Here is an 18,307-nt window from a genome sequence, read left to right on the forward strand (position 1 = left end):
TCATTACCTCTAGTCTAAATTTGTTCTTCTATAATCCCAATTCGACGCTGCCGTTCTTTTTCCTGCATAAACGCTTCTATTTTCTGAATGTTTTTTTCCAGGTCAGCTAATGCATCAATCCAGAAAATTGGCAGCTTATTTCTGAAATAAGTAAATTGGCGTTTGGCATATTTCCGGGAATTTTGCTTGAGCAGACTGATGGCTTCTGCCCATTCCAATTTCCCGTCCAGATAAGCGTATATTTCTCTATAGCCGATTGCCTGAATCGACTGTACATCGCGGATTCCCCGTTCCTGAAGCAATCGGACTTCGTCCAGCAAGCCCCGCGCCACCATATCGTCGACACGCTGGTTGATGCGGTCATAAAGGATGTCCCGCTGCATATCAAGTCCGATGATCACTTCATTGTACATCGGCGATAGCGCTAACTTCCGGTCGGTTTTTTCATGGCCGCTTTTGATGATTTCAATCGCCCGGATGACCCGGCGCGTATTATTCGGATGAATATCCGCTTCCGGATCAAGCGCCATCAGCTTTTCATGCATATGAAGCGGACCGTATTCTTCCAGTTCCGCATGCAACTCCGCACGCAACTGTTCATCTACTTGCTCTTCTGTAAAGCGGTAGTCGAATAAGACAGCCTGAACATACAATCCGGAACCTCCTACAATGATCGGCAATTTGCCGCGGGAGCTGATTTCTGCGATTTTTTCCCGCACCAGTGTTTGGTACTCCGCAACTGAGAACGGTTCTTCCGGTTCTTTGATATCTAAAAGATGATGAGGAATACCCCGCATTTCCGCCGGCTCGATTTTTGCCGTGCCAATCGACATTTCCTTGTAAACCTGCATCGAATCCCCGTTAATGATTTCACCGTCCAACCGCGAAGCGAGCTCCAGGCTTAAAGCCGTTTTTCCTGAAGCAGTCGGGCCAACGATGGCTAATACGTCAATCATAAGCTAACATCCATTCTAAAATTGTTTCAAAATGCTGGTCCTTATCAATTTCATGGAGCAGTTCGTGGCGTGCACCTTCTGCCAGATAGACTTTTATATCAGTCATTCCCGCATCTTCATACTGCTTGGCTGCTTTGAAAATTCCTTGGCCATTGCCTCCTACCGGATCATTTGAACCGCTGATCAATAGCACAGGCAAATCCTTGCGAATTTTTGCCACTTCCCCTTTTTTATGGATCAAGTCCAGCCCGGTGAACAAATCTACGTAAAACTGGTTAGTGGTCGGAAAGCCACACATGGGATCTGCTTCATACTTCGCCACTTCAGAAACATCCCGGCTTAGCCAGGCAAAGGCAGATTTCTCACCTTTAAACTGTTTCATAAAACTGCCGAATGTCAATTTACCCAGCAACGCACTTGGCTCGTTTTTGCCTTTTCTCTTTGAAGCCATCAACGCCGTCACAAGGCCCGCCTTGCCGGCAGCCCCTGGGTTGCCGCCGCTTCCGGACAATACGACGCGGCTGATGCTGTCACCGTGTAATTGCATATAGCGCCTAGCAACAAATGATCCCATGCTATGGCCGAATAAAATCAATGGCAATTTGCCGATCTTACTTTGTACAGCTTCAATAACTTCCTGAACATCATCAACTACCCGATCAAAGCCCTTATCTTCTCCAAAAAAACCTTGAGTGCCATTGCGCTCCGCTGTTTTGCCATGGCCGCGCTGGTCATGGCCGGATACCGCAAAACCGTTAGAAGCCAAAAAGCGTGAAAATTCTTCGTACCGGGCAATATGCTCCGCCATGCCATGGATGATATGCACATGGGCAATAGGCGCTTTCGGTTCATAGAGTTCGCAGTATACTTCATGTCCGTCTGAAGCACGGATGAAATCCTTCACTCTGTTCAATGGAGCACCCTCTTTCCGAATCTAGAAGCTTTATCTAATTCCTTCAGCAACTCGCTGCGGTACTCATTTTGCTGTGATTCGCTATAAGCCAATATGCGGCTCATATAGTGAAGCACCGCTTCCTGGTACCGCACCACGTCATCAATATGGAAATACAAATCCCCGGTTCTTCTGATAAAGAAATCAGCCGGCGTCAAAGCCATCTCTTCTTCAACCGCATAGTCAATCACGGCAGCCAATGTTTTAGGGATGCCTTCCTGGATCTCATCCGGAAGCTTCTGAAAACGGCTAAATACCCGGTAAGCGTTGGTGCCAAAAAACTGGGCGAACATTCTTCCTTGCTCGGGCGTCAAGCCGTATTGCTCAGATGCCTCCGCCGCTTGCTGAACAAATTTCGCGAAATTTTCAGAGCCTCCGAAATCACCGCCAGACAAAGGCAGACTTTTCGTAACGCTTTTGCCATATTTCTTGCCTAGTTCTTTTTTCAAGCGCTTCGCTACTAGATCGACAATCGTCTCGGCCATGATCCGGTAGCCGGTAAGCTTGCCTCCCGCAATCGACACCAATCCGTTTTCCGACTCCCAAATTTCATCTTTGCGCGATATTTCTGAAGGGTCTTTTCCTTCTTCCAAAATAAGAGGCCGAAGCCCTGCCCATGTCGACTCAACATCTTCGGGAGACAAGTTAACACTTGGAAACATCGATTCCACTGCATGAATCAAATAATTTACGTCTTCTTTTGTCGCTGAAGGCTCATTTGGATCTTCTTCATAAAAGGTATCGGTCGTGCCGATATAGGTTTTGGTATCCCGAGGAATCGCAAATATCATCCGCTGATCCGGCGCATCAAAATAAACAGCTTGGCGAAGAGGGAATTTGCTTTGATCCACCACAATGTGAACGCCTTTGGTCAAGCGCAGCTGCTTTTCCTTGCCGTCAGAATCGAAGCTTCTTACTTCATCTACCCAAGGGCCCGTGGCATTGACCACTTTTTTTCCTTGGATCCGGATTGTTTTGCCTGACACCATATCGACGGCCTGAACGCCTGAAACTTTTCCTTCGTGATAAAGAAAGCCTGAAGCCCGGACGTAGTTGATGCACACTGCTCCCAGCTCCGCCGCTTTTTTTAACACCTCAAGCGTCAGCCGGGCATCATCCGTACGGTATTCAACATAAGAGCCGCCTCCTCTTAAGCCTTCCTTTTTGACCAAAGGCTCTCTTTGGAGAACTTCTTCTGCTGAAAGCATGACGCGGCGTTCGTTTTTTTTGACGCCTGCCAAAAAATCGTAAAACCGCAGTCCGAGGGAAGTCGTCAATGGACCGAACGTACCTCCTTTGTGAAATGGCAGCAACATGTGCTGAGGTTCAGTTACATGTACAGCATTTTCATAAACGATTTCGCGTTCCTTGCCAACTTCGGCAACCATTTTCACTTCAAACTGCTTCAAATAACGCAAACCGCCGTGGACGAGTTTCGTCGATCGGCTCGAAGTGCCGGCAGCGAAATCCTGCATTTCGATCAAAGCCACAGACATGCCGCGTGAAACCGCATCAAGTGCGATTCCCGCTCCCGTAATGCCGCCTCCTATTACAACCAAATCGAAACTCCGGGCTGATAACAAGCTCGTTTGCATCGGCCGCTGTTTTGATGAAAACATTGCGCTTCCCCCTTTTTTGCAGATAAAAAACCGTTTTTGCTCCCCCACGCTCATCTCTTTCCCTTGTTACATCACGCGCTTAAACATTTTCTCTACATCATAAGTTTTAAAATGAATGATGACCGGGCGTCCATGAGGACAGGTAAACGGCTGTTCCGCTTGTTTTAAATCTGCCAATAAACGTTCCATTTCATGTTTCTGCAAATGATGGTTTGCCTTAATGGAACGTTTGCAGCTCATCATAATTGCTGCGTCTTCTCGCAGCTTTTTCACATCTATCTTGCGATCGTTCAGCACTTGTTCAATCAAGTCTTCGACTATTTCCTGTTCAAATCCAGCCGGGAACCAAGTTGGGTGCTCACGTACGATGAACGACGTGTCTCCAAACTCTTCCAAGAAAACACCGCTTTCCGCCAATACACCGAGAGCATCTTTTAAGCGCATGGCCTCGTCACGGCTGTAGTGGAAAGTCAAAGGCAATAAGAGCGCCTGAAGTTCGCTGACATCAATTTCCCCAACTTTCTCCCGGAAGAATTCGTATTTGATGCGTTCCTGTGCCGCATGCTGATCAATCAAATAAAAACCGTCAGTGCTTTGTGCCACGATATAAGTGCCGTGGATCTGGCCTACTACTTCCAACTCTGGAAATTGCGGGCTATCGTCTTCCGCCGGTTCATTGATTGAAAAATCCACGGTTTCTTGCATTATTCCTTCTTCTATTCTATCTTCGAACTGGCCGTCAGGCTGAGGTTCTTCTTTTAAAACCGGATAAATATTATCTCCAGCTATACTTGGCTGATTTTCTAGTGCATGTAAAGATTCCGCAAAAGAACCAGCGGTTTGCTGTTCCACAGGTTCTTTCACGGTATAGGAAGTTTTCCATATATCGAGCTGCCTGCTTGGCACTTGTTTTGGGGCTTTCGGCTTTTCAATAATCGGCGCCCGCACAGCTGAGCTGATGGTTTGCCGAATCGTATCATGAATCAATTCCATCAGTTCTTTTTCTTTACTCAACCGGATTTGCTGCTTGGCTGGATGGACGTTTACATCCGTTAAATAAGGATCGCCTTCAATATTCAGAATCGTAATGGGTTGCCGCTCAAGAGGCAGGAATGTGTGGTAGGCCCTATGCACGGTGTTGGCTATGGCATAATGCTTTACCCAGCGCCCATTGACAAATAATGATATATAGTTTTTATTGGCACGGGTCACTTCAGGAAGAGAAGTGAAACCCGATACTTTATAGTCATGCGACTCCGCTTCAAATGGAATCATTTTCTTGGCAATGGAGACACCATAGATGTCCGAAATGACACGCTTGATTTCTCCGCTGCCGGATGTCTGCAAAATGGTTTTGCCGTCATGGACCAGTTTGAAAGATATGGACGGATAACTCAGCGCAAGCCGGTTCATCAAATCTATCGAATGGCCGAGCTCCGTCTGCAATGTTTTCAAATACTTCAGCCTTGCCGGGGTATTAAAGAACAATTGGTCGATTTTGATATCGGTGCCTTTTCGCAGCGAACCCGCCCGGTGCTCAATCAAGCGCCCCCCTTCCAGTTGGACAAAGGTGCCGCTTTCCCCGTTTGAAGTGTGGAGCGTCACTTTGGAAACCGAAGCGATACTGGCAAGGGCTTCTCCGCGGAAACCGAGTGTCCGGATCCGGAACAGATCGTGCTCGTTGGAAATCTTGCTTGTCGCATGGCGCGAAAATGACAATAACGCATCCTCCGAATCCATGCCGGCTCCATTATCGATAATTTGGATAGAGGTAAGACCAGCTTCAATCAGCAAAACTTCAATGGCAGTGCTTCCCGCATCAATGGCGTTTTCCACTAATTCTTTGACGACGGAAGTGGGCCGTTCGACCACTTCACCCGCAGCTATTTTATTGGATAACGGTTCATCCATCAATCGAATGACTCCCATAACCTCACTCCTTTTTGCTTAACTTGACTTGCAGGTCGTTCAATAATTGCAGCGATTGCAGCGGCGTCATCGCTGCAATATTAATATCCGCGATTGCTTGCAATACTTCTTCGCCTTCAGTGTCCCGCTCATCAAAAAATGACAGTTGTTCCACTTGGCTGACGTGTTTTTTATTTTCAGCTTCAAAACTGGCAAGCAATTCACGCGCCCGTTCTAAAATCGGCTGCGGCAGCTCCGCAAGTTCAGCGACATGAATGCCATAGCTTTTATCAGCCGGCCCTTTTTTCACTTTATGCAAAAATACCACTTTTCCGGATTGCTCCATTGCCGCAACATGGACGTTGCTCAATTTATCCAATGATTGGTCGAGTGCCGTCAATTCATGGTAATGCGTGGAAAACAAGGTATTGGCGCCGATATGTTCATGAATGTATTCAATCATCGACTGGGCGAGTGCCATACCGTCGTAAGTTGATGTGCCTCTCCCGATTTCATCGAATAGCAGCAGACTGCGCTCAGTCGCATGCGTGATGGCGTACTGCGACTCAAGCATTTCCACCATAAATGTACTCTGGCCCGACACAAGGTCATCAGCGGCGCCAATGCGCGTGAATATCTGGTCAACTATGGGCAAGTTTGCCGATTCCGCCGGTACATAGCTCCCGATTTGCGCCAGCACGATTGTCAAAGCGACTTGCCTCATATATGTACTTTTACCAGACATATTGGGCCCGGTGATCAACAGCATATTTTGGCTGTTCGTTAACACACAGTCATTCGGTACGTAGAGCTGCTTATTGAGCATTTTTTCGACCACCGGATGGCGGCCTTCGATAATTGATATTTCACGGGAATCGTTGAATACCGGCTTAACAAAACGGTATTTCTCAGCGACATTGGCAAAACTCATAAATACATCCAGTTCACTGAGTGTGGAAGCAAGCTGTTGGATGCGGCCGATATACTGTTTCACTTCTTCACGGATCTTAACGAATAATTCATATTCCAGATGCAGGCTTTCTTCTTCCGCAGTCAAAATCAGTGTTTCTTTTTCTTTCAGTTCCGGTGTAATGTAGCGTTCAGCATTGGCAAGCGTCTGTTTTCGCTCATAGCGGTCAAGATCGGCCAAGTGCATATTGGCTTTGGATATTTCAATATAGTAGCCGAAAATTCGGTTATAGCCGATTTTCAATGACTTAATGCCAGTCTTCACACGTTCTTCCTGTTCAAGCTGAGCAATCCAGTCTTTGCCATTGCGGGATGCATAACGGTATTCATCCAACTTTTCATGGAAGCCATCACGGATGACTCCGCCTTCTTTCGAAGACAGCGGCGGATTTTCACTGATTGCTTCCAGAAGCTCGCATACCTCCCCGCAGCGGTCGAGCTTATCGCTGAAATTAGCGAGGGTTCCATGTCCGGAATTCGCCAGCTCTGCAATGATGGTCGGCACTTTTTCAAGTGAACTTCTGAGCTGTGCTAAATCACGTCCACTGGCGCTGCCAAAAGCGATGCGGCCGCTCAAGCGTTCCAAATCATAAACTTCTTTTAATAATTCCTGCAACTCTACCCGGACAAAATACTGATCGATCAGCACTTCAACCAGTTGCTGCCGCTTTTCAATCAGATGGCGGTTCGCCAGCGGCTGATGCAACCATTGTTTCAATTTACGGCTGCCCATTGCGGTTACCGTTTCATCGAGCAGCCAAAGAAGCGTGCCTTTCGATTCACCACCGCGAATGGACTGCAGCAATTCCAAATTGCGCTTTGAATGGAAATCAATCGACAGCAATTGACCATTTTCATTAAAAACGAACGGTTGTATATGTTCGAGTGATTGCTTTTGCGTCCGTGAGATATAAGTTAAAAGTCGCTGAATGCTTAGCTTCAAATCTTCCGGACAAGTGGACAACAGCCGCTCATCTGCATTGTATATGAAGTCCATCGGTTCGATTGACAGTACCAAGTCCTGGGAATCTTCGTTCAGCAATAAAAATAATTGCTCGGAAACCACCAGCTCTTTGATATTTAATGACTGCAGTTCCTGAAGCAGCGCTTTTTCTGTTCCTGCTATGTACATGGCGCTAGCTTCACCTGTGCTGATGTCGACATATGACAAAGCAAAGCCATCTGTAAGCTGTTCAGCCGCTGCCAAAAACATATTCGATTTAGAATCGATGCTTTTGCCTTCGGTATGGGTGCCTGGAGTGATCAGCCGAACCACTTCGCGTTTGACCATCCCTTTTGTCGTTTTAGGATCTTCTACTTGCTCGCAAAGCGCCACTTTATGACCTTTGGAGATCAATTGATCGATATAGTTCTGCGCCGCATGATGGGGGACCCCACACATGGGAATGCGGTCATCCCCGGTGCCACCTCGGCTGGTTAATGTAATTTCAAGGATTTGGGATGCTTGTAACGCATCGTCATAAAACATTTCATAAAAATCGCCCAGACGGAAAAATAAGAAGGCGTCCTGGTAATCGGATTTCACTTGCATATATTGTTGCATCATTGGTGTAGGTGCCATTTTTTTACCTCTTTCACAAACTTTTCGTTGTCATTCCATTATAACAAAAACAAAGGGAGAAAAGAAAAAACTGAAAGAGCCGGAGCCCTTTCAGTTTATTTCATTATTTCTTAATTTCTTAGCGGTCAAAGCTGAGCAGCCGTTTCCGCTTTTCTTATTGGCCAGCTGCCACGGCCAACTCCTCGGGTCATAAGCCGACTTAGCTGTGCGGCAAAAATCGCCGCTTCGCCAATCCGTCTTATGCCTTTCGGAGCTGAACGGCCGTTTTCGCTTTTCTTATTGTCTAGCTGCAGCGCCTAGTCCCTCGGGGTCTTAAGACAGCCCACTTGTACGGCAAAAAGCGCCGTTTCGGTGTTCTGCCTTAAGCCTGTCGGGACTATTCAGGCGCTTCCGCTTTTCTTATTGGCTAGCTCCAGTGGCCAGCCCCTCGAGGTCGCTTCGGTCTTGTCCTGAATGGCCAAGTACGCCATTCAAGCCAAACCCTCCAGCGCTTGTCGGGGCTAGATGGCCCCCTGCGCTTTTCTTAAGATAGTTTAGTCGGTTTGCTGGCTTCCACTTTTGAGCCGGTTTCACCGCGAAGAAGGTCTCCGCCAGTTGAAGTGATGATGTTGTTTGTCACTTGGTTCGCGATAGCTGTTGAAACCATTTGCAAAAGTGCATTAACATCGCTTTGTGATTGTTTGAATTCCTGGACAATCGGCACAGCGTCGATTTCTTCTTCGATTTTTTGGATTTTTCCTTCGATCAATCCTAAAGCACGCTCTTTTCCGTATGCTTGGAAGTTGACCGCTTGTTTTTGAAGGCTCTTCATGCTGGCAATTTTCTCACGGATTTTTTGGTTTTCATTTATTTGAGCTTCCGCACGTTTGAAGAATTCCACTTCTTCTGTTTCGGCGATCATGTCCGCCACTTCGCGTGCTTTTGCAATAATTTCTTCTTTTGAATACGTCATGTAATTAGACACCCATTTCTTGGCCTGCTCCGGTTTCTACTAGTTCACCGTTCAGAGACCATGTTTTTGTTGTTGTAATCTTTACTTTTACCAATTGGCCGATAATCGACTTGGGGCCGACAAAATTGACGAGTTTGTTTTTCGCTGTATATCCCGATAATACATCGGGGTTTTTCTTGCTTTCACCTTCAACAAGCACTTCGACAATCTTCCCTTTATATGCAGTCATTGCATTTAAAGCGTATTCGTTCACAACTGCATTTAGACGCTGAAGCCGCTCTTTTTTCACTTCCATCGGGACATTGTCTATCATCTTCGCTGCTGGCGTGCCTTCGCGTGGAGAATAGATATACGTAAACGCCATTTCAAAACCGACTTCTTTGAATAAAGACAGGGTTTCTTCAAACTGCTCATCTGTTTCGTTCGGGAATCCGACGATGATGTCCGTTGTCAGCGATACAGTGGGAATGGCTTCCCGGATTTTCCGGACCAGTTCCAAATAATGTTCACGTGAATATTTGCGGGCCATGATTTTTAACATGCTTGTCGAACCTGATTGTACAGGTAAATGGATATGGTCGACAAGATTTCCGCCTTTTGCGAGTACTTGGATCAAATAATCATCGAAATCGCGCGGATGGCTGGTCGTAAAACGGATGCGCGGCAAATCGATCGTGCGCAGCTCATCCATCAAGTCACCAAGCCCATATTTTAAATCGGCAAAGTCTTTGCCGTAGGCGTTGACATTCTGGCCCAGCAGCGTCACTTCCTTATACCCTTGTGCTGCCAAGTGGCGCACTTCCTGGATAATGTCTTCGGGACGGCGGGAACGCTCTTTACCGCGTGTATACGGAACAATGCAATACGTACAGAATTTATCGCAGCCATACATGATATTCACCCAAGCCTTGATTTTGCCTTTGCGGACTTTTGGCAAGTTTTCAATGACATCGCCTTCTTTTGACCAGACGTCGATGACCATTTCTTTCGATAAGTACGCTTCATTCAAAATTTCAGGCAGCCGGTGGATATTATGCGTGCCAAAAATCATATCTACTTGATCGTAGGTTTTCAGGATTTTATTGACCACGGATTCTTCTTGCGACATACAGCCGCAAACCCCAATCAGCAAATCCGGTTTTTCCAATTTCAAAGGCTTCAAATGTCCCAGTTCCCCGAACACTTTGTTTTCAGCATTTTCACGAATGGCACAGGTATTTAACAGGATAACATCTGCATCGTTGACCGATTCAGTAATATCATAGCCCAATTGCATAAATATGCCGGCCATCACTTCGGTGTCATGTTCGTTCATCTGACATCCATAAGTGCGGATATAGAACTTGCGGCCTTCTCCCATCTTTTCAAATCGGGGATCGATTTTGAAATTATCGAAATAGGAGACTTGTTCTTTCCCTCGCTTTTTTGCTTCCTTCAATGAAGGCGGTGTATAAACACTCTGAAAGTATTGGCTATAGTCCTTTTCTGATGGCGCAGCCGTTACTTGAGTTGTTTGCATTCGCTGTTCCTCATTCATGAAAAAACCCCTTTCAATCATCACTTTATTATACTGAATACAGCAGCCTTACTACAAGGCAGGTGTATCAATTGTCGGAGAATCGACAAGAACGGGAAGAAAAATTAGTTCTGGAACGGGTAATCGTCATTAATGTAAACTCGTTCAAAAGAAACAGCTTTTCCGGTTTCGTCATCGACTTCCGTGAAAAAGCCGCTTACGACAGAACGCCCGCGTTTCGGCACTTCAAAACGAGTCGGCATATTTGTTTTGAACCGGTAAAGCACCGATTCTTTCGTCATGCCCAATATTTCATCGTAAGGGCCGGTCATCCCGACATCCGATATATAAGCAGTGCCATTCGGCAAGATCCGCGCATCGGCGGTTTGAACATGGGTATGGGTCCCTACGACAACGGAAGCTCGGCCATCCAAATGCCAGCCCATTGCAATTTTTTCGCTTGTCGCTTCAGCATGAAAATCGACAAAGACCAGTGGGGAGATGGCTTTCGCTTCTGCTAAAAGCTCATCCGCTTTTTGGAAAGGATCGTCATGCGGCAGCAAAAAGACGCGGCCATGCAAGTTGATCACGGATAAGGTCTTGCCATTTTTCGTGATTGTAGCCATTCCGCGTCCAGGAGCTTCCGGAGAAAAGTTAGCGGGACGGATCAAGTAATCGACATCATCGATAAAGTCGAAAATCTCTTTTTGGTCCCAGGTATGGTTGCCCATCGTAATGACGTCGACACCCATGAATAACAGGTCCTGATAAATTGATTGGGTGATGCCCCGCCCTGCTGCTGCATTTTCGCCGTTAGCGATGACAACATCGGGGGCATACTTCCGCTTCAACCTTGGCAAATATGACTCTAATGCTTCCCTGCCGATAGAACCGACAATATCTCCAATAAATAAAATTTTCAATTTTGTTCACCTTTTTCCATAAGAAAAAGGCTTCTTTGAATAGACATTCATCGAAGCCTTACTCTTATTATTTTGCATATTCAACTGCTCGTGTTTCTCTAATAACCGTCACTTTGATATGGCCAGGATAATCAAGCTCTTCTTCAATCCGTTTCCGGATATCACGTGCCAGACGATGCGCTGTCATATCATCAATTTGTTCCGGCCGGACCATAATCCGGATTTCACGGCCTGCTTGAATGGCGAATGATTTCTCAACACCTTCGTACGATTCGGAAATTTCTTCGAGTTTTTCGAGTCTGCGAATATAATTTTCGAGAGTCTCGCTTCTTGCGCCAGGGCGTGCTGCAGACAACGCATCCGCTGCTGCGACAATCACTGAAATGATCGATGTCGCTTCTGTATCCCCGTGGTGGGAAGCAATACTGTTGATAACAACAGGATGTTCTTTATATTTCATGCCAAGTTCTACGCCGATTTCTACGTGGCTGCCTTCAACTTCATGGTCAATGGCTTTCCCGATATCATGCAGTAGACCGGCACGTCTTGCCAAGGTTACGTCTTCACCCAGTTCCGCGGCCATTAAGCCCGAAAGGAATGCAACTTCCACGGAATGTTTTAAGACATTTTGTCCATAGCTTGTACGGTAACGAAGGCGGCCTAGAATCTTGATCAAATCTGGATGCAAGTTATGGACTCCAACGTCAAATGTGGTTTGCTCACCAATCTCACGAATTTGTTCATCCACTTCCCGTCTTGACTTCTCAACCATTTCTTCAATGCGCGCTGGATGGATACGGCCATCAGACACCAATTTCTCAAGAGCTAATCTGGCTGTTTCACGTCTGATCGGATCGAATCCGGATAAAATAACTGCTTCCGGTGTATCGTCAATGATTAAATCGATTCCGGTCAAGGTTTCCAACGTACGGATGTTGCGTCCTTCGCGGCCAATAATGCGGCCTTTCATCTCATCATTCGGCAAGTTGACTACGGAAACAGTCGTTTCTGCCACGTGGTCTGCTGCAAAACGCTGCATAGCCAATGATAAAATGTTTTTCGCTTTTTTGTCTGATTCTTCTTTCGCACGCGCTTCAGTTTCTTTGATCATTGCAGCAATATCTGTAGAAAGTTCATTTTCAACTTGCTGCAAAATAATCGATCTTGCTTCTTCGCGTGTCAAAGATGAAATGCGTTCCATTTCGGATTGTTGCTGCCGGACTAATTCCTCAGCTTTGCTCTCCATCTGTACAATATGCTGTTGTTTTTCTGCGAGCGCTTCGTCTTTGCGTTCCAGACTAGCTTCTCTTTTGTTTAATGCATCATCCTTGCGATCCAAATTTTCTTCTCTCTGCAACAACCGATTTTCTTGTCTTTGAAGTTCTAATCGGCGTTCCCGAATTTCAGATTCTGTTTCAGTACGCAATTTATGATTTTCGTCTTTCGCTTCCAATAATGCTTCTTTTTTCAGGGCTTCTGCTTCTCTTTTCGCATCTTCAACTATTTGCTCCGCAGAATTTTTAGCGCCTGCTATATTGGAATCGTTAGCTTTTTTTAACGCATAATACCCAACAACTACACCGACGATGATACCAAGCAAAGCGAAGATGATCTCGTTAATACCCATTCGGACACCTCCTCTTGCTATTCTTTTAACATTTTTCAAGAACGAAATAATAAAACCATTGTTCGACATCAATCGTTGTAAAAATAGTAAATTATACAATTTTAATTGTATAGATGGACTTATGTCGTGTCAACCCATTGACTAGCGAGAAAACCTGTACAATCAAGCATTGGCGATAGATTTCCGGCTTCTATCCACTCTTAATCTTCCAGGATTCTGCAAAAATGGAGCTATGAGAAAAAACCGCTCAGCAAAAGCTGGACGGTTTTTCATACGAAGCATATTATTCCTCATCAATAAGTAAATTAAACTCTTCCGGTTCTTCTTCACGTGCAGCAATCGTGTAGGTTGCTGCTTCCATGCCAAATGATTCCCGGATTTTGTTTGAGATTTCATGGCGTATTTCTGGATTGCTAATCAGGAATTGTTTGGCGTTTTCACGGCCTTGTCCAATACGTTCCTCATTATACGAATACCAAGAACCGCTTTTCTGAATAATCTCCATCTCTGAACCGATATCAACGATTTCACCTTCACGGGAAATCCCTTTTCCGTACATAATATCCACTTCAGCTGTACGGAACGGCGGAGCCACTTTGTTTTTGACGACTTTGATCTTCGTTCTGTTCCCGATGATATCCGTGCCGGATTTCAAAGCTTCAGCACGTCTTACTTCCAAACGGACAGACGAATAGAACTTCAATGCACGGCCGCCTGGAGTCGTTTCCGGGTTACCGAACATAACGCCGATTTTTTCACGGATCTGGTTGATGAAAATCACAATTGTGTTCGATTTATTAATGACGCCCGAGAGTTTACGAAGCGCCTGAGACATTAAGCGTGCTTGCAGACCCATATGTGAGTCGCCCATTTCGCCTTCAATTTCCGCTTTTGGCACTAATGCTGCTACTGAGTCAACTACAACAATATCAACAGCGCCGCTTCGAACTAATGCTTCTGTAATTTCAAGTGCTTGCTCGCCTGTATCCGGCTGAGACAGGAGCAGCTCATCAATATTAACACCTAGTGCTTTAGCGTACATCGGATCTAATGCGTGCTCAGCATCGATAAATGCTGCTGTCCCACCTATAGCCTGCACTTCCGCAATGGCGTGAAGAGAAACAGTCGTTTTACCCGAGCTTTCAGGTCCATATATTTCGATAACCCGTCCGCGCGGATATCCGCCTATTCCTAGAGCAGTATCTAGCGCCAATGAACCGCTGGAAACTGATGATACATTCCGGTCGCTTTTTTCTCCTAATTTCATGACCGAACCTTTACCGAATTGCTTTTCTATACTCTTTAACGCCATGTCTAATGCCGCTTTACGATCGCTCAAAAGAAGTCCTCCTCTAATTAAAACCATTTTTTCTACCTGTCTCTATTATACTAGGTTATTGAGAAATACACAAGAAAAAAGCGAACGTTTATTCGTGTTCGTGTTTTTAAATTTGTGATTTGTTCACCCTATAAATAGCAAATTCCCTTTTTGAGAACAAAAAAACACGCAAAATTAAATTTTGCGTGCATTTCCTTCTGTCAGTGTTCGTATAATATAAGAAAGCGCCAATTTTACAGCTCTTAGACGGTTGGTATTGCGCATTCCCGATAATTGAAGCCGGTAAGCTTTGGTTTCCTCAGCTGTCGCGATGCCGATCCAGACAGTTCCAGCCGGCTGATTGCCATGACTATCCGGCCCTGCAGCCCCTGTCAGGCCGACACTGATATCCGTGTTGAACTTCTCACGGACTGCTTCAGCCATCGCAATGGCAGTTTCTTCACTGACTACGCCGTATTCTTTAAGCAGCTCAGGAGACAACCCAAGCTGAGTAATTTTCATTTCTTCGTTATAGGCAATCACTCCGCCTGAAAGAACCGCACTCGCTCCAGCTAATGCTGCCAGCTCTGATTGGAAAAGTCCAGCTGTTAAACTTTCAGCAGCTGAAATTGTTTTCGATTGCTCACTCAATAATTCAATCGTTTTGGAAGCAAGTGAATCGTCGTCGTAACCATAAAGATATTCCCCTACATCATCCAAAATCTCTTTTTTCGCTTTGTTGATCAATTCCCAAGCCTGCTCTTCTGTGGCCGTTTTCGCGGTAATGCGAAGCGTCACTTCTCCGTCAGATGCCAGCGGGGCAATAGTCGGATTGGTTTGCCGGTCCAGCAGATCCTGCAGGCGGTCTTCCAGTTCCGCTTCCCCAATGCCGTAAAAACGCAAGACATGAGATAAAATGACATCCGCTTGATTCAATAAACGAGCCAATTTCGGTTTGCCTTCAAACTGGAACATCGGTTCCATTTCTTTTGGCGGTCCCGGCAGCAAAATATACACCCGGCCATCATTTTTATACAGCATTCCTGGAGCCATCCCATGGTTATTGACCAGCACTTCACTGTCTTTTAAAACAAGCGCCTGTTTTTTATTGTTTTCCGTCATTACCCGTCCGGCTCGTTCAAAAAATGCCTCGATGGATTTCAGGGCATATGCATCCATTTCAAGTGTTGTCCCTAAATGACGGGCTATGGTTTCTTTTGTCAAATCATCTTTAGTCGGGCCAAGGCCACCGGTAAAGATGATTAAATCAGCGCGCTCTTCAGCAATTTTAATGACATCCTCCAAGCGGCCGGCATTGTCGCCGACCACAGTGTGGTAATACACATTAATACCGAGTTCCGCCAAATGGCTGGATAAAAAACGCGCATTCGTGTTTGTGATTTGGCCAAGCAAAAGTTCCGATCCCACTGCAATAATTTCTGCATTCATCTGACTCCACCCCTTCTCAAACTGCAATCTTTATTTCGAAGCAAGCAATCCCCGGCGGTTGGCATAGAAATAATCCCAACCAGACCAAACCGTGAAAATAAGCGCTATATAAAGCATAATTTCCCCGAATGGAATATTAACTAAAGCAAAAATCGTATTATGGAGCAATAGCGCGGCAATGGCCAGAATCTGCGCAGTTGTTTTAATCTTGCCTAAACTGCCGGCTGCCACCACTTCCCCTTCTCCTGCCAATACCAAACGAAGTCCTGTAACCGCGAATTCCCGGCTGATAATGATAATAACAATCCATGAAGCGGCAAATTCAAGCTCCACTAAAATAATCAAGGCTGCTGAAACAAGCAATTTATCAGCAAGTGGATCTAAAAATTTCCCAAAAGTAGTAACTAGATTATATTTACGGGCATAGTAACCGTCGACCCAGTCTGTCAGTGAGGCAATAATAAAAATCAGCCCTCCGACAAAGTGTCTAACCGGCATTTCCGCTCCGAAAAGCGTCATGTCTCCCCATCCAAAATCGACTAGCATGATCACCATAAAAATTGGAATCAATAAAATTCTGGAAATGGTGATGCGGTTTGGAATGTTCATAGTGTTTCTCCTTTCGTCCTATCAAGAAAAATAGCCATCAAAAGATGGCTATTCCACGTCTTTAAATTGAATAACAATATTTTGAGTAAGAAGATCCTGCGTATATTTAACCGGTTCGCCGTTAAGTGTCAATACCACATTCGGGGTCGCCCCAAGCCGTATACGAATTTGTGAAAGGCCAGTTACATCGATGTTTTCGGCATCATTTTTAGCCATTGTGCGTGCGGGTATTAAATCTTTTTGGTCGGGCCCCATTGCCTGAACCCATGACGGTCCCCCGCTCGCTTTGATGACAAGCTCTCTTTTAGCCGGACCTGTCCAGGCATAGGTTGTTGTTTCGCCTTTGCTTCCTTTAACATCTAAGCTTGCCTCAGGTTTTGCCGGCTCTTTTTCTACAGGCTCTTTGGCTGGTTCTTCTTTGGCTGGTTCTTCTTTAGCGGGCTCTTTGGCCGGCTCGGCTGGAGTTTGTTCCTCAGCAGCTTCTTCATACTGTACTCCGCCTTCATTTTCTGTTCCTTCTTCAATCGGATCATTGGTATCAAGGTTTGAATAAAAGAAGACCACTACAGCCAAAATGACTACGATAAACAAAGCCACAATCACTTTCGGCATTATTTCACCTGTCCGATTAGAGGAATGTTTAGCGAAAGTTTCCCGGCGTGACGGTGTTGGCGGCGCAATCAATGCTCCCGACTCGTCTCTGGCTGGCACCGGTAATTCTGATTTATATTGTTCAAACAGTTCATCCGACTGGAGTCCTACTGCTTCCGCGTACTGCTTGATAAAAGCACGCGCGTAAAACGGACCTGGCATCATACTGTAATTGCCTTCTTCAATACCGGCTAAGTACCGTTTTTGAATTTTTGTTACCTCTTGTAAATCCTCTATACTATACCCTTTTGCGATTCTCGCTTCTTTCAAACGAGTACCTAATTCACTCAATACGATCACCTGCCTGCTTAAAAGTTAAAACCGCCGAACATATCCGCTTGGTTCCGGTCGTCCATGAAGTTGTTTTTCTCTAAAACTTCATATGTAATCTTCTCGTCTGGATGATGGCGCAATTCGATAATATAATCGAAATCTTCGATGTTGTACTCAGACTGCTGGACAAACAAATCGGGATGTTCCACCACTTTAATCGTAGGCATGCGCATCATTTCCCGAACCAGTTGCTGATGGCGCTCATCTGCGGAACGGCGTGTTACAATGCCATCCAATATAAAAATATTATTGGAATTGTGCTCATCGCCCATCAGACTGTTCCGCACGGTTTGTTTGATCATCGTGGAAGAAAGGAAAATCCACTTTCTATTGGCGCTGACACTGGCAGCGACAACCGATTCTGTCTTGCCAACCCTTGGCATCCCCCGGATTCCCACCAATTTATGGCCTTCTTGCTTGAAAATTTCAGCCATGAAATCAACCAGCAAGCCAAGTTCATCGCGGACGAAACGAAATGTCTTGCGGTCATCTGCATCGCGCTGGATATACCGTCCGTGCCGGACAGCTAAAATATCACGCAATTTGGGTTCACGGAACTTCTTCACTGCAATCGTTTCAATAGTTGAAACGATTTGTTCAAAACGTTCCAGCTGAACATAATGTTCAGCACGTAAGAGCATTCCTCGCCTGCCTTGGTCAACACCATTAATCGTCACAATATTAACGCGCAACATCCCAAGAAGTGAAGCTATATCCCCTAATAAACCCGGACGATTCACTTGAATTTCGTATTCAAAATACCATTCGATCATTCATCATCCGACCTTTCATATCAGTATATGGCGTTCAAAGTCCCTACCTCTTATGATAGCTGATTTACAACTACAAGAAAAGGGGCAATAAAAAGGAGTTGGCTTGAAAACATAAGCTGGCCAACTCCTTTAGTACTATTTGTTCATATTAAAAACCAGAAAACTTAGCA

Annotated in this window: 14 protein-coding genes; all 14 read right to left on the reverse strand. The window is 45.5% G+C overall.

Features of this window, described 5'->3' with window-relative positions; genetic code table 11:
• Positions 1 to 14: 14 nt before the first annotated feature.
• The 14 genes from miaA to ACSFXN_RS11135 all read right to left on the reverse strand — a co-directional run bounded on the left by miaA (position 15) and on the right by ACSFXN_RS11135 (position 18,137).
• The gene (gene miaA / locus ACSFXN_RS11070) at positions 15 to 956 is read right to left on the reverse strand and encodes a tRNA (adenosine(37)-N6)-dimethylallyltransferase MiaA (protein ID WP_437150172.1); all 942 of its coding nucleotides are present in this window, start codon (positions 954 to 956) and stop codon (positions 15 to 17) included.
• Positions 949 to 1,860 carry a lysophospholipase gene (locus tag ACSFXN_RS11075; protein ID WP_437150468.1) on the reverse strand — a complete coding sequence of 304 codons (912 nt, stop codon included), beginning with the start codon at positions 1,858 to 1,860 and terminating at the stop codon, positions 949 to 951. The genes miaA and ACSFXN_RS11075 overlap by 8 nt, the downstream gene beginning before the upstream one ends.
• A 5-nt stretch (positions 1,861 to 1,865) precedes the next feature.
• Positions 1,866 to 3,527, reverse strand: a complete 1,662-nt coding sequence (locus ACSFXN_RS11080) for a glycerol-3-phosphate dehydrogenase/oxidase (protein WP_437150173.1) — start codon at positions 3,525 to 3,527, stop codon at positions 1,866 to 1,868.
• A gap of 66 nt (positions 3,528 to 3,593) precedes the next feature.
• Complete coding sequence (gene mutL / locus ACSFXN_RS11085) at positions 3,594 to 5,456, reverse strand: DNA mismatch repair endonuclease MutL (RefSeq protein WP_437150174.1); 1,863 nt, start codon at positions 5,454 to 5,456, stop codon at positions 3,594 to 3,596.
• A gap of 4 nt (positions 5,457 to 5,460) precedes the next feature.
• The gene (mutS, locus tag ACSFXN_RS11090; RefSeq protein ID WP_437150175.1) at positions 5,461 to 7,986 is read right to left on the reverse strand and encodes a DNA mismatch repair protein MutS; all 2,526 of its coding nucleotides are present in this window, start codon (positions 7,984 to 7,986) and stop codon (positions 5,461 to 5,463) included.
• Positions 7,987 to 8,509: 523 nt separating this feature from the next.
• A complete protein-coding gene (locus ACSFXN_RS11095; protein WP_301854670.1) occupies positions 8,510 to 8,938 on the reverse strand; it encodes a RicAFT regulatory complex protein RicA family protein in 429 nt (142 codons plus the stop codon).
• Between the two features lie 4 nt (positions 8,939 to 8,942).
• Positions 8,943 to 10,475 carry a tRNA (N6-isopentenyl adenosine(37)-C2)-methylthiotransferase MiaB gene (gene miaB, locus ACSFXN_RS11100; protein ID WP_437150176.1) on the reverse strand — a complete coding sequence of 511 codons (1,533 nt, stop codon included), beginning with the start codon at positions 10,473 to 10,475 and terminating at the stop codon, positions 8,943 to 8,945.
• Between the two features lie 104 nt (positions 10,476 to 10,579).
• Positions 10,580 to 11,377: a TIGR00282 family metallophosphoesterase gene (locus tag ACSFXN_RS11105; RefSeq protein ID WP_437150177.1), complete on the reverse strand. Its 798-nt coding sequence runs from the start codon at positions 11,375 to 11,377 to the stop codon at positions 10,580 to 10,582.
• 67 nt (positions 11,378 to 11,444) lie between these two features.
• Positions 11,445 to 13,004 (reverse strand): ribonuclease Y, encoded by a 1,560-nt coding sequence (rny, locus tag ACSFXN_RS11110; RefSeq protein WP_437150179.1) that lies wholly within the window; start codon positions 13,002 to 13,004, stop codon positions 11,445 to 11,447.
• Between the two features lie 283 nt (positions 13,005 to 13,287).
• Positions 13,288 to 14,343, reverse strand: coding sequence for a recombinase RecA (gene recA, locus ACSFXN_RS11115; protein WP_437150181.1), 1,056 nt, complete (start codon positions 14,341 to 14,343; stop codon positions 13,288 to 13,290).
• Positions 14,344 to 14,517: 174 nt separating this feature from the next.
• Positions 14,518 to 15,771, reverse strand: coding sequence for a competence/damage-inducible protein A (locus tag ACSFXN_RS11120; protein WP_437150182.1), 1,254 nt, complete (start codon positions 15,769 to 15,771; stop codon positions 14,518 to 14,520).
• A 30-nt stretch (positions 15,772 to 15,801) separates the two neighbouring features.
• Entirely contained in the window at positions 15,802 to 16,380 is a 579-nt protein-coding gene (gene pgsA / locus ACSFXN_RS11125; protein ID WP_437150183.1) for a CDP-diacylglycerol--glycerol-3-phosphate 3-phosphatidyltransferase, read from the reverse strand.
• A gap of 48 nt (positions 16,381 to 16,428) precedes the next feature.
• Positions 16,429 to 17,322, reverse strand: coding sequence for a helix-turn-helix domain-containing protein (locus ACSFXN_RS11130; RefSeq protein ID WP_437150184.1), 894 nt, complete (start codon positions 17,320 to 17,322; stop codon positions 16,429 to 16,431).
• A gap of 17 nt (positions 17,323 to 17,339) precedes the next feature.
• Positions 17,340 to 18,137 carry a DUF3388 domain-containing protein gene (locus tag ACSFXN_RS11135; RefSeq protein WP_300989570.1) on the reverse strand — a complete coding sequence of 266 codons (798 nt, stop codon included), beginning with the start codon at positions 18,135 to 18,137 and terminating at the stop codon, positions 17,340 to 17,342.
• Positions 18,138 to 18,307: the final 170 nt, after the last annotated feature.

Origin of the sequence: Planococcus sp. 1R117A (assembly GCF_051417975.1) — a bacterium.
In the GTDB taxonomy this organism is placed as follows: domain Bacteria; phylum Bacillota; class Bacilli; order Bacillales_A; family Planococcaceae; genus Planococcus; species Planococcus shenhongbingii.